Here is a 15147-nt window from a genome sequence, read left to right as displayed (position 1 = left end):
CTGCCGGGCGCCGCCCGCCCAGTGGGTTTTGCCCGGAACATGGCAGGTCAGCGCGCTATGGTCCGCCGTATACGGCCCACGGTTGCGGCGACATCGGTCCAGGCCGGTTTGCCCGGGACAAATTGCCGCCGCAGGAACGTGACGAGCTCGGCGATCTGGCCGTCGCTCATGCTGTCCCTGAAGGCCGGCATGTAGCCGAGATCGGTCACGGCAGGCTTGGCGATGCCGTGCAGGATCACCTGGATCAGATTGTCAGGGACGTCGCTGTGCAGATTGCTGTTGAGCGCCAGCGACGGCCGGCTGCCGAACAGCGGCGGTCCGCCGACCTCATGGCAGACGGCGCAGGCGCCTTGATAGATCCGGCCGCCCGCGGACGCGGCAGTGGTGACGGCGGTGGCGGTTTCGAGCTTGGCTACCAACGCATCGTGAGCCGGCCGATCGGCAGTCTCGTTGAACGAGGCGAGGTAGACCGCCATCGCGCGGATGTCCTGATTGGGCAGTGCGGCGAGCTCCTGCACGACCGGCGCCATCGGTCCCGCGGCAACGCCGTGGAAGCGGGACTCGCCGGTGCGCAGATAGGCGTAAAGCTCGTCCGCGCTCCAGGGCACTGGCGCCTTCGACAGCGACGTCAGCGCCGGCGCCTCCCAGCCCTCGGCGAAGCCGCCGGCGAGATAGGAGGCCTGCCGCTCGGCGCCGAGCGCATTGCGCGGCGAGTGACAGGCGCTGCAATGGCCCAGACTTTCGATCAGATAGGCACCGCGATTCCAGATCTCCGATTTCGATGGATCAGGCTGGAACGTATCAGGCCGATGGAACAGCGCATTCCATCCGGCGAGCAGCGGCCGCAGGTTGAACGGAAATGCCAGCGTGTTCGCCGGCGTCTCGGTGCGCACCGGCGCTTGCGCCATCAGATAGGCATAGAGCGCCTGCAGATCGGCATCATTGGTCTTGGCGAAATGCGTGTACGGAAAAGCCGGATAGAGATGGCGTCCGTCGCGATGAATGCCCTCGCGCATCGCGCGCTCGAAGGCGGGATAGGACCAGGCGCCGATGCCGGTGTCGACGTCGGGCGTGATGTTGGTCGTAGTGATGATGCCGAACGGCGTTTCGAGCGGCCGGCCGCCGGCGTTGGTGACGCCATGTTCCGACGTGTGGCAGACGGCGCAGGCGCCGAGTGCTGCGAGCTGCTTGCCGCGGGCGATCGTTGCGGCGGAATAGACCGCGGCATCGGGCCGGGCAATCGGCGCGATCGCGCGCCAGGGCAGCACAGCTGCGCCGACACCGATGGCCGCGGCGCAGAGCGCGGCAATGCCGGCGAGCACGCCGCCGCGCTTTGCAAACGGATTCTGCCATCTGTTGAGGTCAGCCGTCTGCGCGGGCGGTGGAAGCGGCGCGGGCGCGACGGGTGGCTCGCCGCGCAATCCCTTCAAAATGCGTTCCGGCGTGAACGGCAATTCGCGGAAGCGCACGCCGGTCGCGTCATAGATCGCGTTGGCGATCGCGGCGGCGCTCGGCACCGAGGCGGACTCGCCGACGCCGAGCGGCGGCTGGTCCTGCCGCGGCAGCATCAACACATCGACCTTGGGCAGATCGGGGAATTGGATGATGGGGTAGGCGCCCCATTCCCGCGCCGCCACCGCGCCGCGCTCGAAGGAGACTTCTTCCATCAGCGCGCGGCTGGTCGACTGGATGACGTTGCCTTCGATCTGGTGCCGCACGCCCTCCGGATTGATCAACAATCCGGAATCCTGGCCGGCGACGACGCGCGTCACGCTGACATCGCCCGTCGCTTTGTTGACCGCGACGTCTGCAATCCAAGCCGACCATGCTGCGCCGTAGCCGGGAAACTTGCTGTGCACGTAGAGCGCATAGGCAAAGCCGCGGCCGCGGACGATGTCGCCTTGCGCCTCCGGCGCCTCGCGCACCGGGCGCGGCGTCCAGCCGGCGCGCTCGGCGACTGCGTTGACGAGATCGATCGCGCGCTTGTCCTTCAGATACCGCAGCCGGTATTCGATCGGATCGACCTCGGCTTCAGCGGCCAGCTCGTCGATATAGGATTCATGCGCGAAGGTGTTCGGCAGCGCCGACACACCGCGAAACCAGGAGGCGCGTACGATCGGCGGCATGTCATTGGCGACCACGCGCATATTCTCGTAGTCGTAGGGCGGGATCGCGGTGCGGTCGCCCATCTCGAACACGGCGGCTTCAGGCGCGATCCGTCCGGTGAGCAAGAGCGCCAGCGTCGGCGCGCCGTTCGACGGATAGCGCGTGGAAAAATCGTAACCGGCGACGCTGCCGTCGGCGTTGAGGCCGCCATTGACGTCCATCAGCTGCGCGGTGCCCTTCGGCTCCCACGCATGTTCCTGCTCGCGGGTGAGCTGGACGCGCACCGGGCGGCCGACCGCGCGCGACAGCAGCAGCGCATCAGCGGAGACGTCGTCGGCGCAGTTGCGGCCGTAGCAGCCGGCGGCCTCCATCCTGATCACGTCGATCTCGGATTCCGGCCGCTGGATCAGCAGCGCCAGATCGCTGCGCAGGATGTGCGGGTTCTGGGTGCCGGACCAGACGCGGATCGCGCTCTCGCTATAGTCGGCAACCGCGCAGGACGGGCCGATCGAGCCGTGCATCTGGTAGGGCCAGAGGTAGGTCCGAGGCATCGGCGTGGCCGCTGCCTTGATCGCGGCATCGACATCGCCCTTGTCGATCAACTGGCGCGGCGTCGACGGATTGGCGCGCAGCGCCTTCTCGATGTCGGCAAGATCGGTCAGCGCCGGTCCAGGCTTCCAGCTCACCTTGAGCTGCGCGGCGGCCTTGATCGCGTTCTCCTCGCGCTCGGCGACGACGCCGACGAAATCGCCGATCCGCACCACCGCGAGAAGGCCGGGAATGTCGCGCACCGAGGCGTCATCGACCGCGATCAGGCTGGTGCCGACGAACGGGCCGGCATCGACGCCGGCGTAAGGCGGGCGGACGACGCGGCCGTGCAGCATGCCGGGTACGCGGACGTCGTGGACATAGACGAGCTCGCCGGTGGCCTTCGCCGGCAGGTCGACGCGCGGCACCGACTTGCCGACGACGGAATAGGCGCTGACGGCCTTGACCGGAACGTCGTCGGCGAGCTCGAGCCGGATGGTCTCGTCAGCGATCAATTCGCCATAGCTGACGCTGCGGTTGTCGTGACCGCGGACCAGGCCGTCCTCGATCGTGAGGTCGTCGACTGGCAGTTCGAGCCGCTCCGCCGCGCGCGAAAGCAAAAAGTGCCGCGCCTGCGCCGCGGCCTTGCGCAGGGGAACGGCGGTGATCTGGATGGTTTCGCTTGCGATCGTCGCGCCCTGGTTCGGCACCACGGCGGTGTCGCCGAGGATCACGACAACGCGGGCAAACGACACGTCGAGCTCTTCGGCAACGATCTGCCCGAGTGCGGTGCGGATGCCGGTGCCGAGATCGACATGGCCGTTATAGGCATTGACCGAACCGTCCGCGGTGATGGTGATGAAGGTCTCGAACGCGCCTTCCGCGCCGAGCACCGCGGGGCGAACGACGGACAGCGAGCCGCGCATGCGTTGCTCCGAACCGGCCATCAATCGCGCGCCTCAAGTGTGTGGCCGGCTGCGCGCATGGCCGCGCGGATGATCTCGATATGCGCGCCGCAGCGGCAGAGATTGTAGCGCAGCGCTTCAAGGATCTCGTTCTCAGATGGCGTCGGGTTGCGCGTCAGCAGCGCCTTGGTGGTGATGATCATGCCATTGAGGCAATAGCCGCATTGTGCGGCCTGCTCGCGGATGAACGCATCCTGCACGGGATCGGGATGCTCGCGGCTGCCGAGACCTTCGAGCGTGACGATGCTGCGCCCCGCGCAGCCTTCGATCGGAATCACGCAGGAGCGCGCGGCGACGCCGTCGATCAGCACCGCGCAGGCGCCGCACTCACCGAGCCCGCAGCCATATTTCGGTCCGTTCAATGCGAGGTCGTTGCGCAGCACGTAAAGCAATGCGGTGTCGGGAGCGGCGTCGACATCATGATTCCTGCCGTTCACGGTCAGGCGCATTGCCCCGGTTCTCCCCTGATGTTTGCGCTGCAACGGCAGCGTCAGATCGCGGATGAGGATAACGTTTGTATACAAACGTGCAAGCGGCGGCATGCCGCGCTGCAGCGAGTGCACGCTTTATGAACAGGGTGCGCAAGCGAATGGCAGGGTTTGATTGCAAAGGCCGCTTGACAGGTCCCAAGCTCGCGCGCAGGATCATTCGTATACGAACGATATAGGCGGGGAGGCGGAAGCGCAGTATGATCGACCGTCCCCGCAAGTCCAGGCTTGGTCACGATGGCTGACACAATGACCGTCGCCGCCGGCGACAAGATACGTTGCGATGCCTGTCCGGTGATGTGTTACATCAAGCCGGGCGCGGCCGGCGCCTGCGATCGCTACGCCAACCATGATGGCACGCTGGTGCGCGTCGATCCGCATGTCGTGCTGGAGCGGACGGTGTCGCACGGCGGCAAGCTGGTGCCGTTCCAGGTGAGCGGCGACTGGGACGGCAAGATCGTCCGCCAGCCCGATCTCTTCGTCACCGCGATCGGCGCCGGAACCACCTATCCGGACTACAAGCCTGCCCCCTTCATCGTGTCGTCGGAGGTTGACGGCGTCGACATGGTCACGGTGGTGACCGAAGGCATTTTCTCCTATTGCGGCGTCAAGGTGAAGATCGACACCGACCGCTATCTCGGCCCGGAAACCGCTATTGTCCGCGCGGAGGGCGAGGCGGTCGGCCACGTCACGACCAGCGAATATGGCTCGCAGATGCTCTCGCTCGGCGGCGTGCATCATCTGACCGGCGGCTCCAAGAAGGAAGGCCGCGTCACCTGCGACACGCTGATGGATCTGTCCAACTGCAAGGCGGTGGAGCTTGTGATCGATGGCGGCGCCACCGTCGTGGTGCAGGCCGGCAAGCCGCCGATCGTCAATGGTGTGGCGGAGGAGCGGATGCGGGTCGGCTGCGGCTCGGCGACCATCGGCATGTTCGCCAAGCAATGGCACGGCAAGGTCGATGAGGTCGTGGTGGTCGATGACCACATCACCGGCGTGCTCAGCGAGCATCAGGCCGGCAAGCTGCTCGACATCGCCGATACCGGCATCAAGATGAAGGGCCGGCGCTCGACGCCCGGCCGCTATTTCCAGGTCGCCGATCCCGGCACCGGATGGGGCGGCACCAACATCTCGGATCCGCTGTCGATCCTCGGTCCCTTCAATGCCAAGGAGGCGCGGCCCGGGCTCACCATGCTGATGGTCTCGACCACCGGCGAGCATGCCTCCTACTACGTGCTCGACGAGGCGCTGAAGCCGGTCGAGACCGAGATGCCGGCGGACCTCAAATTTTCGGTCGAGCGCATCCAGGAGAATTGCGAACCGGCGCTGTGCACCGTGCTGTTCATGGGCGGCGCCGGCGGATCGCTGCGCGCCGGCGTCACCGACAACCCGGTGCGGCTGACGCGCTCGGTCAAGGACGCGCTGACGCGGGTGACCAGTGGCGGCGCGCCGGTCTATGTCTGGCCCGGCGGCGGCATCACCTTCATGGTCGATGTCACGCAGATGCCGGCTGGCGCCTTCGGCTATGTGCCGACCCCTGCGCTGGTGGCGCCGATCGAGTTCACGATGCGGCTGTCAGACTACGCGGCGCTCGGCGGCCACATGGATTATGTCCGGCCGCTGTCCTCGTTGCGGGACAGCGCTGAGGTCAGGCCGATGCCGTATCTTCCCGGGCGGCGCGCATGACCAGGCTCCCGCAAATCGCGCTTCTTCCTGACGGCAAGCGGCTGCATTTGCAGGACGGCCCCATTGATCTGGTCGTCGAGGCCAAGGGCAGGGATGCGGACGTGTCGGCCGCCTATCAGGCTGCGGCGGAGCGCTTTACCGGCTTGCTTGACGAACTCTGCATGGAACTCCCTGAGTTGCGCAGCGCGGCCAACCCGAAGCACAATGCGCTGAAAGGCGTCGTCGCGCGGCGGATGCATGCGGCGGTCGCGCCGTTTGCCGCCGGTTGCTTCATCACGCCGATGGCGGCGGTCGCGGGCTCGGTCGCAGAGGAAATCCTTGGCGCGATGCTCGCGGCGGCGACGCTCGACCGCGCCTATGTCAACAATGGCGGCGATATCGCGCTATATCTGGGCGATGGCGAGCAATTCAGTGTCGGCCTGATGGACCGGCCGGACCGCCATGGCGTGATGCGCACCATGACGATAGATAGCGACATGCCGGTCCGCGGCATCGCCACCAGCGGCCGCCACGGCCGCAGCTTCTCGCTCGGCATTGCCGATGCCGTCACCGTGCTGGCGCGCACGGCGTCGCAGGCCGATGCCGCGGCGACCGTGATCGCCAATGCGGTCGATCTGCCGGACCATCCGGCGATCCTGCGCGTTCCGGCGAGCGAGTTGCAGCCAGACAGCGACCTCGGCGCACGGCTGGTGACCCGCGATGTCGGACGTCTGGCGGAACACGAGATCGAGCAGGCGCTCGAGGCGGGGGCGGCGCGGGCGCGCGACCTCCTGATGTCGGGATTGATCGAGGGCGCGGCATTGCGTCTACTGGGCGAAACGCGAATTGTCGGTGCAACTGGTGACGGAGCGCCGGCTGCGCACGCGTTTCAGGGACAAACGACAGACAACACGCTTTTGGCATGACCGGGAGCGAGGCTGATACGATGAGCGCCGTCATTCGCAAGATCGTCACCGTGGTCGAGGAGACCCATTTGGAGATGGGCAAGACCATTGCGCCGCCGACCCGGCGCGCCGCCGCGATCGCGGTGATCGAAAACCCCTTTGCTGGCCGCTATGTCGAGGATCTGTCGCCGCTGATCGCGATTGGCGAGGAGCTTGGCGAACTGCTTTCGAAACGGGCGGTGGCCGCGCTCGGCATCGATGGCGCAAAGGCGCACAGTTACGGCAAGGCCGCCGCCGTCGGCGAGAATGGCGAGCTCGAGCACGCGGCCGCGATCCTGCATCCCAAGATGGGCGCGCCGGTGCGCCAGGTGCTGTCGAAGGGCGCGGCGCTGATCCCGTCGTCGAAGAAGCGCTCAGGCCCCGGCACCACGCTGGACATTCCGCTCGGGCACAAGGACGCTGCCTTCGTGCGCAGCCATTTCGACGGCATGGAGGTGCAGATCAACGACGCGCCGCGGGCCAACGAGATCATGGTCGCGGTCGCGGTGACCGACAGCGGACGGCCGCTGCCGCGGGTCGGCGGGCTGACGGTCGATGAGGTCAAAGGCGAAGACGGATTGCGATAATCTTTTGCAGAACAACTGGAGGACGGGATGCGTGGTTATTTCGTAGGGGCGGGATTGGCGATCGCGGTCGCGACCATGGCAACGAGCGCCATGACAACGCAGGCCTTGGCGCAGAGCGAGATCAAGGTCGGCGAGATCAACTCTTATTCCCTGCTGCCGGCGTTCACCGAGCCCTATCGCAAGGGCTGGCAGCTGGCGGTGGAAGAGATCAACGCGGCCGGCGGCATCAACGGCAAGAAGCTCGTGGTCGTCTCCAAGGATGACGGCGGCAAGCCGGCGGATGCGCAGACTGCGGCGAACGAACTGGTGTCGAGCGAAAACGTCGCGATGCTCACCGGCACGTTCCTCTCCAATATCGGTCTCGCCGTCAGCGATTTTGCAAATCAGAAGAAGGTGTTTTTCCTTGCGGCCGAGCCTTTGACCGATGCGATCACCTGGTCAAAGGGCAACCGCTATACCTTCCGCCTGCGGCCGTCGAACTACATGCAGGCGGCGATGCTGGTCGAGGAAGCCGCAAAACTGCCGGCCAAGCGCTGGGCGACGATCGCGCCGAACTATGAATACGGCCAGTCGGCGGTCGCGGTGTTCAAGAAGCTGATGTCGGAGAAGCGGCCCGACATCCAGTGGGTCGACGAGCAGTGGCCGCCGCAGGGCAAGATCGACGCCGGCCCGGTGGTGCAGGCGGTTGCCGCAGCGAATCCGGAGGCGATCCTCAACGTCACCTTCGGCGCCGACCTCGTCAAGCTCGTGCGCGAGGGCAACACCCGCGGCCTGTTCAAGGATCGCAAGGTCGTCAGCTTCCTGACCGGCGAGCCGGAATATCTCGATCCGCTCAAGGACGAGACCCCGGAGGGCTGGATCGTCACCGGCTACCCCTGGTATTCGATCAAGACGCCCGAGCACGACGCGTTCCTGAAGGCCTATCAGGCCAAGTACAACGACTATCCGCGGCTCGGCTCGATCGTCGGCTACCAGACCATCAAGGCGGCAGCGGCGATCCTTGCGAAAGCCGGCTCGACCGATCCGGAGAAGCTGATCGCTGCGGCTGAGGGCATCTCGATGCCGTCGCCATTCGGCGAGATCACCTTCCGCAAGATCGATCATCAGTCGACGCTCGGCGCCTTCACCGGCAAGACCGCGCTGAAAGACGGCAAGGGCATCATGGTCGACAGCGCCTATCGCAAGGGCTCGGACTATCTGCCTGGTGATGCCGAAATCGAGAAGCTGCGGCCGAAGGATTGATCTCTCTTCTCCCTCGCCCCGCTCTTGCGGGGAGAGGGCGTAGGCGGCCTACGGCCGCCGTCTAGAATGAACGCCGATGCGAAGCATCGGCTCTGGTGAGGGGCTGTCTCCACGAGTCCTGCTCGCGGAGAGTCCCCCTCACCCGAATTCAAGCTGGCGCTTGAATTCGACCTTTCCCCGCAAGCGGGGCGAGGTGAACGGAAACTCCAACGCGGACCGCCCATGGCCTTTTATATCGTCCAGTTCCTGACCGGTCTTGCCAGCGCGGCGTCGCTGTTCCTGGTCGCTTCGGGTCTGTCGATCATCTTCGGCGTGACGCGGATCGTGAATTTCGCGCATGGCGCGTTCTATATGCTCGGCGCCTATGTCGCGTTCACGCTGACCGAACGTTTCTCGGGCGCGCTGGGCTTCTGGGGCGGCATCGTCGTCGCGGCGCTGGCGGTTGCTGCGATCGGCGTGCTGGTCGAGATGGTGTTGCTGCGCCGGATCTATCACTCGCCCGAGCTGTTCCAGCTGCTCGCCACTTTCGGCCTGACGCTGATGGTCGAAGACCTCGTGGTGTTGATCTGGGGTCCGGACGATCTGGTCGGCCGCCGCGCGCCGGGCTTCAAGGGCGCGGTCGATTTCTTCGGCCAGAACATTCCAAGCTACGACCTGTTCCTGATCGTGCTCGGGCCGGTCGTGCTTGGCGTCCTCTGGCTCTTGTTCCAGCGCACCCGCTGGGGGGTCCTGGTGCGGGCGGCGACGCAGGATCGCGACATGGTCGCAGCGCTCGGCGTCAATCAGAAATGGCTGTTCACCAGCGTGTTCGCGGTCGGCGTCTTCCTCGCCGCGCTCGGCGGCGCACTGCAGATTCCGCGCGATGCCGTGCATCACGCGATGGACCTGCGTATCATCGTCGAGGTCTTCGTCGTGGTCGTGATCGGCGGCCTCGGCAGCATCATCGGCGCCTTTGTCGCGGCGGTGCTGGTGTCGGAGCTCAACGCCTTCGGCATCCTGATCTTCCCGAAGATCTCCATCATCCTGGTGTTCCTGGTGATGGCGGTGGTGCTGATCGTCCGTCCCTGGGGCCTGTTCGGCAAGCCGGAGGCGCCGGCGCGGCGCACGCCCGGCCTCACCGTCAATCCGTGGCGGCCTTTGACCACCAACGAACGCTTGGCCGCGATCGCGGCCCTGGTCGTCGCCGCCGCGCTGCCATTCGTCGCCGGCAATTACGTGCTCACGGTCGGCTCGGAGATCGCGATCTTCGTGATCTTCGCGGTCAGCCTGCATTTCCTGATGTCGGTCGGCGGGCTCGCCTCGTTCGGCCATGCCGCTTATTTCGGCCTCGGCGCCTATGGCGTGGCGCTGCTCGCCAAGATGGCGGGCTTGCCGATGATCGTCTGCCTGCTGCTCGGCCCGCTCCTTGGGCTGCTCGGCGCGGCCGTGTTCGGCTTCTTCGCGGTGCAGCTCTCCGGGGTCTATTTCGCGATGCTGACGCTGGCCTTTGCCCAGATCGTGTGGTCGATCGCGTTCCAGTGGGTGTCGGTGACCGGCGGCGACAATGGCATTCTCGGGGTCTGGCCTTCGAGCTGGGCGGCGAGCCCGGTGCACTTCTACTGGCTGTCGCTCGGCATCGCCGCGCTCGCGGTCGTGATCCTCCGCATCATCGTGTTCTCGCCGTTCGGCTTCGCGCTGCGCGCCACGCGCGACTCTCCGCTGCGCAGCGAAGCGATCGGCATCAACGGCAAGCGCGTCCAGTGGACCGCCTTCGTGATCGCGGGCACGGTCGCCGGGCTCGCCGGCGCGCTGTTCGCCTACCTCAAGGGCAGCGTGTTCCCCGACAACATGGGCATCTCGCTGTCGGTCGACGCGCTGGTCATGGTGCTGCTCGGCGGCGTCGAGACCGTGTCGGGCGCAGTGGTCGGGGCGATCGTCTACAAGGCGCTCAATATCTGGCTGGTCAGCCAGACCGATCTCTCCAAGCTCGTGCTCGGCGGCTTTGTCGTGCTGATCGTGGTCGCCTTCCCTAAGGGTATCGTCGGCACGCTGGAAGCATTGCTGCATCGCCGGCGCAAATCCGGATCGTCGTCGTCACCGCTGCTCACCTCCCGCATCGAGACCGCCGAATGAGCATGGCCCCCATATTGCTGTCGGTCGAAGGGCTGACGAAGTCCTATGGCGGCGTGCATGCCGTGCGCGGCGTCTCCTTCGAATTGCGCGCCGGCGAGATTCTGGCGCTGATCGGGCCGAACGGCGCGGGCAAGAGCACCTGCTTCGACATGCTCAACGGTCAGAACATTCCCGACTCCGGGCGCATCCGCGTGCTGGGGGCGGAGACCACCGGCAAGAAGCCGCGCGTGATCTGGCGCATGGGCGTCGGCCGCACCTTCCAGATCGCGGCGACGTTCCCGACCATGACGGTGCGCGAGAACGTGCAGGTCGCGCTGGTGTCGTATGGCGGGCAATTGTTCAATCTCTGGGCCTCGACCGCGGGCCAGGCGCGCGACGAGGCGGGACGGCTGCTCGATCTGGTCGGCATGGGCGCCTATGCGGAGCGACCCTGCGGCGAGCTCGCCTATGGCGACGTCAAGCGGCTCGAGCTTGCGATCGCGCTCGCCAACCAGCCGAAGCTGCTGCTGATGGACGAGCCGACCGCCGGCATGGCGCCGCGCGAGCGCGTCGAGCTGATGCGGCTGACCGCACGGATCGCGCGCGAGCAGTCGATTGGCGTTCTCTTCACCGAGCACGACATGGATGTGGTGTTCGAGCATGCCGACCGCATCCTGGTGCTCAACCGCGGCAGCCTGATCGCCGAAGGCTCGCCGGAAGAGGTGCGCGGCAATGCCCAAGTGCGGGCGATCTATCTCGGCGAAGGCTTGCTTTACGATGCGCGGCATCGCGAGGGAGCATCCGCATGAAGCTCACGGTGAAGGACCTCAACAGCTTCTACGGTCCGGCGCACATCCTGTTCGATATCGCGCTCGAGGTCGGCGAGGGCGAGGTGGTGGCATTGCTCGGGCGCAACGGCGCCGGCAAGTCGACCACGTTCCGCTCCATCGTCGGCCTGGTCGAGAACCGCTCCGGCCGCATCATGTTCGAGGGCAGGGATGTCTCGGTGCTGCCGACGCACGCGATCGTGCGCGGCGGCCTCGGCTATGTGCCGGAAGAGCGGCGCATCTTCACCGATCTGACGGTCGAGGAAAATCTCGAGGTCGGCCGCCAGCCGAAGCGGGCCGGCGCGCCGCAATGGGATCGCGACAAACTGTTCAAGCTGTTTCCGAACCTCGGCGAGATGCGGGGACAGCCCGGCGGCCGCATGAGCGGCGGCGAGCAGCAGATGCTGACGATTGCGCGCACGCTGATGGGCAATCCGTCGCTGGTGCTGCTCGATGAGCCCTCGGAAGGCCTGTCGCCGAAGATCGTCGAGCAGATGGTCGATGCGATCCTGGCGATGAAGCAAGAGGGCGTCAGCATCGTCGTCTCCGAGCAGAATCTGCATTTCGCCCGGCTGATCTCGGATCGCGCCTACATTATCGAGCGCGGTCGGATCTGTTTCGGCGGCACCATGGCGGAGCTCGATGCGCGTCCGGATGTCCGCGACGCGCATCTGTCGCTGTAAGGGCGGGGTAAAACAATGGCGAGGAGTGCTGCACAGAAGCGAAACGGGAAGGCGGCGAAGCCGGGTTACGTGCTGGACGAGCAGATCGGCTTCATCCTGCGTCAGGTGTCGCAGCGCCACGCCACGATCTTCGCCCGCGAGATCGGCATCAACCTGACGCCGACGCAATGGGCCGCGCTCTCGAAGCTGTCGGAGGTCGGCGCCTGCTCGCAGAACCAATTGGGGCGGCTGACCTCCATGGACGTTGCGACCATCAAGGGCGTGATCGATCGCCTGACCGCGCGCGGCCTGACCGAGACCTCGCCCGATCCCGACGACGGCCGCCGGCTGATGGTCAGTTTGACGCGCGCGGGCCAGCAGATGGCCGACAAGGCCGCGCCGAACGCGTTTACGATCTCCAAGGAGACGCTAGCGCCGCTCGACGCCAAGGAGCGCGAGACGCTGATGGCGCTGCTCGGCAAGTTGCGGTGATCTATCTATCACCGTCACCCCCGCGCAAAGGCTTCGCCTTTGTCGCTGGAGGAGCCGCGCGGAGCGCGGCGTCTCGAAGGGGCGACGGCCCGGCTGTTTGCCATGGGCCGTGCATCCTTCGAGGCTCGCCCAGCGGCGCAAGTGCGCCGCAAGGCTCGCACCTCCAGCGACAACGGCAGAGCCGTTGCGCGGGGATGACGGGTCATCTATCGCGCCTACGTCGCCACAACCTCCGCCACCTTGCTTGCTGACGGGCGCATCACGCGAGAATTATCTCGCAACACCAAGCGCCAGCGCGACGGCGCCGACCAGCACCAGGCTGAGCGCCCAAACCGTGTCCAGATTGAACCAGCTCCGCGCCACGAATTTGAGACCCAAATAGCGGTAGACCAGCCACGCCAGGCTTCCGCCGGCGGCGATCATCGCGCCGGCATGGACGAGGGAGACCAGCACGGCCATCGTGAGGCTGGTGTCGATCAGGCTGTTGGCGGCCGCGTGGCCCTGGTCCGGCTCAGCCTCGCGGCATAGCCCCAGATAGATCGGCACCAGCATCAGCGCCGCGCCGTGGGCGATCGCCACCGCGAAGGACCACAACCCGAGTTGCGTCGGTGGTATCCGCGCCAGGGCGCGCGGATGGCGCCGGTCGATCAGCCGATAGAGGCCGAACAAGATCACAAGCAGGCTGGCGCCGATCCGGATCGTGCGCTGCCATTCGACAAGAGTGACGAGCAATGCAAAGGGCAGGATCACGAGCAGCATCGCCAGCAGGTGGCCGATTGCGAGCGGGCCAAGCGCGGCCAGCAGCGCGCGCGAACTCCTTTGCATCAAACCCGCTGAAACCGCGAGCGGCCAGCCCATGCCCGGGTTGATCCCGTGGTAGAGGCCGCTCGCGATGACCGCCAGCCACAGCCAGGCCGGTGTCCAGTGGGCTGCACTCACATTCAGGCCGACGGATAGCAGAACGAATCCGTCGAGCAGTCGCCGCCGTCGAGCCGGATCTGGTGGGCGCGGTAGCCGTCGGGGAAGGTGACCCAGTAGTTCTTTGCCAGTTCAAGGCCGCCGCCTGGGCTCGCATTCGCCATCACCTGGGCGCCGGGAATGCCTTGCGGATAGAACTGGTCGTCCCAGGTCGAGTAGAGCGAATTGGTCCAGTAGACCCGCTTGCCGTCGCGGCTGATCTCGACCATTTGCGGACCGCCGGCAAATGCCTGGCCGTTGGGGTGCGGGGTGCGGCTGACGATACCGCCGACGCGGACCGATCCGGCGAGCTTCGGCTTGCGCGGATTGCTGACATCGTATTGGCGCATCTCGCCGGTCGCCCAGCAGGCGACATAAAGGAATTTGTCGTCCATCGACAGATCGATGTCGGTCACCAGCGGCGGCACGGCGCCGAAGCCCTGCAATAGCGGCGGCAGCTGCTCCTTCGGTGCGGGCTCGGGCGGTATCGTCACCGTCTTCTCGATGTGAAACTTGCCGCCCTCGCGCCACCAGGTCCAGATCGAACCCTCGAGGTTGGTGGTATCGACCACGACGCCGACGAAGCCGTATTCGCGAACCGGATCGTGCGCGGGACGCACTTCCAGCGCCATTTGATGGTTGGCGCCAAGATCGATGGTCTGGACATTGCGCCGCGCGCGCAGATCCCAGAAGTGGAGGCGATGGCCGTATTCGTTCGAGAGCAGGTCCTCCGGGACGATCCCGTTCTCGAATTGCGGCGGCAGCGCCCATTCGCTGCTCACCATGTAGTCGCGCGGCAGGTTCCACCAGAAGTCATAATGCTTGGTCTGGGGACCGCGATCGATCTCCCAGCGTCCGAGCACCTCGAATGTCTCGCAGTCCATGATGAAGACGCCGGGCGGCCCATCGGTGCCGTCCTTGCCGCCGCCGCCGAGCGTGGAGACGTAAATGCCGTCCGGTCCGCAGTGGATCGTATGCGGCCGCGAATAGCCGGTCTTCCTGAACACCTCCTCGGGCTCGATGATCTTGTGGATCTTGGCCTGCGTCGGATCCGGCTTGGTGTCGATGATGTAGATCCGCGACGACCGCATGCCGGGGACGATGAGATAGCGGCGCTCGATGAAGGCATGTCCCGCAAGCGGGGACAACGCCGACGAACACGCGTTCCAGCCGAAATGGTGAAACTCGTCGCCCTTGTTGGGCATCGTCACGGTGTGGACGATCTTGCTGTAGGTCGGCGAGCCCGGCTTGACGTCGATGACGGCGAGCGCGTCGGGCTTTGAAAAGTCCGGGCTGAGCAGCACGGTGTAGGCGAAGTTCTCTGCCGGAGCTTCCATCGCAAGCTTCGGCGACGCGTGAAACGTGGGATCTGGCCTCATCGTCATCGTGCTGCCTCCTGTTTGTCTGGTGTGGACCAACACGGCGCGGCGGCATGCGGCAGGAACTAATCCGGATCGTCGCGTGTCTCTTGTGAGTGCCGCCGGCTAGGTTCGCGTGCGGGCACGATACACCCCAATGGTGACAGGTGAAAGCAACGTCCCGGTGCGGTAAGATGGCACATAATGCACGGGTCACGTCATTCCGGGCGCGACG

At 65.9% G+C, this 15147-nt stretch carries 12 protein-coding genes; 8 read left to right on the top strand and 4 right to left on the bottom strand.

Annotation, left to right across the window (positions count from 1 at the left end; translation table 11 throughout):
- Positions 1–47: 47 nt before the first annotated feature.
- Both HAP54_RS45745 and HAP54_RS45740 read right to left on the bottom strand, forming a co-directional pair.
- Positions 48–3560 (bottom strand): molybdopterin cofactor-binding domain-containing protein, encoded by a 3513-nt coding sequence (locus HAP54_RS45745; protein WP_224741998.1) that lies wholly within the window; start codon positions 3558–3560, stop codon positions 48–50.
- Between the two features lie 20 nt (positions 3561–3580).
- A complete protein-coding gene (locus HAP54_RS45740; RefSeq protein WP_166307116.1) occupies positions 3581–4048 on the bottom strand; it encodes a (2Fe-2S)-binding protein in 468 nt (155 codons plus the stop codon).
- Between the two features lie 276 nt (positions 4049–4324).
- Between HAP54_RS45740 and HAP54_RS45735 the strand changes: the two genes are divergently transcribed.
- From HAP54_RS45735 to HAP54_RS45700, 8 genes are all read left to right on the top strand, one after another.
- Positions 4325–5773, top strand: coding sequence for a 6-hydroxynicotinate reductase (locus tag HAP54_RS45735; protein ID WP_166297937.1), 1449 nt, complete (start codon positions 4325–4327; stop codon positions 5771–5773).
- Positions 5770–6678: a UPF0280 family protein gene (locus tag HAP54_RS45730; RefSeq protein ID WP_166297936.1), complete on the top strand. Its 909-nt coding sequence runs from the start codon at positions 5770–5772 to the stop codon at positions 6676–6678. Before HAP54_RS45735 ends, HAP54_RS45730 begins: the two co-directional genes overlap by 4 nt.
- A gap of 20 nt (positions 6679–6698) precedes the next feature.
- Positions 6699–7283: an amino acid synthesis family protein gene (locus HAP54_RS45725; RefSeq protein WP_166297935.1), complete on the top strand. Its 585-nt coding sequence runs from the start codon at positions 6699–6701 to the stop codon at positions 7281–7283.
- A 27-nt stretch (positions 7284–7310) separates the two neighbouring features.
- Positions 7311–8525: an ABC transporter substrate-binding protein gene (locus tag HAP54_RS45720; protein WP_166297934.1), complete on the top strand. Its 1215-nt coding sequence runs from the start codon at positions 7311–7313 to the stop codon at positions 8523–8525.
- 222 nt (positions 8526–8747) lie between these two features.
- Positions 8748–10637, top strand: a complete 1890-nt coding sequence (locus tag HAP54_RS45715; protein ID WP_166297933.1) for an ABC transporter permease — start codon at positions 8748–8750, stop codon at positions 10635–10637.
- Positions 10634–11425, top strand: a complete 792-nt coding sequence (locus HAP54_RS45710; RefSeq protein WP_166297932.1) for an ABC transporter ATP-binding protein — start codon at positions 10634–10636, stop codon at positions 11423–11425. Before HAP54_RS45715 ends, HAP54_RS45710 begins: the two co-directional genes overlap by 4 nt.
- Positions 11422–12126: an ABC transporter ATP-binding protein gene (locus tag HAP54_RS45705; RefSeq protein ID WP_166297931.1), complete on the top strand. Its 705-nt coding sequence runs from the start codon at positions 11422–11424 to the stop codon at positions 12124–12126. Before HAP54_RS45710 ends, HAP54_RS45705 begins: the two co-directional genes overlap by 4 nt.
- Positions 12127–12141: 15 nt before the next feature.
- Positions 12142–12597, top strand: a complete 456-nt coding sequence (locus tag HAP54_RS45700) for a MarR family winged helix-turn-helix transcriptional regulator (RefSeq protein ID WP_166297930.1) — start codon at positions 12142–12144, stop codon at positions 12595–12597.
- A gap of 270 nt (positions 12598–12867) precedes the next feature.
- Here the strand turns inward: HAP54_RS45700 and HAP54_RS45695 are convergent, their stop codons facing one another.
- Positions 12868–13536 (bottom strand): hypothetical protein, encoded by a 669-nt coding sequence (locus HAP54_RS45695; RefSeq protein ID WP_166297929.1) that lies wholly within the window; start codon positions 13534–13536, stop codon positions 12868–12870.
- A gap of 2 nt (positions 13537–13538) precedes the next feature.
- Entirely contained in the window at positions 13539–14939 is a 1401-nt protein-coding gene (locus tag HAP54_RS45690) for a selenium-binding protein SBP56-related protein (protein WP_166297928.1), read from the bottom strand.
- Positions 14940–15147: the final 208 nt, after the last annotated feature.

It is taken from the genome of Bradyrhizobium sp. 2S1 (assembly GCF_011516625.5).
Taxonomy (GTDB): Bacteria; Pseudomonadota; Alphaproteobacteria; order Rhizobiales; family Xanthobacteraceae; genus Bradyrhizobium; species Bradyrhizobium septentrionale.
The sequence above is the reverse complement of the archived record's forward strand: the minus strand, read 5'-3'. Positions and strand labels throughout refer to the sequence as shown.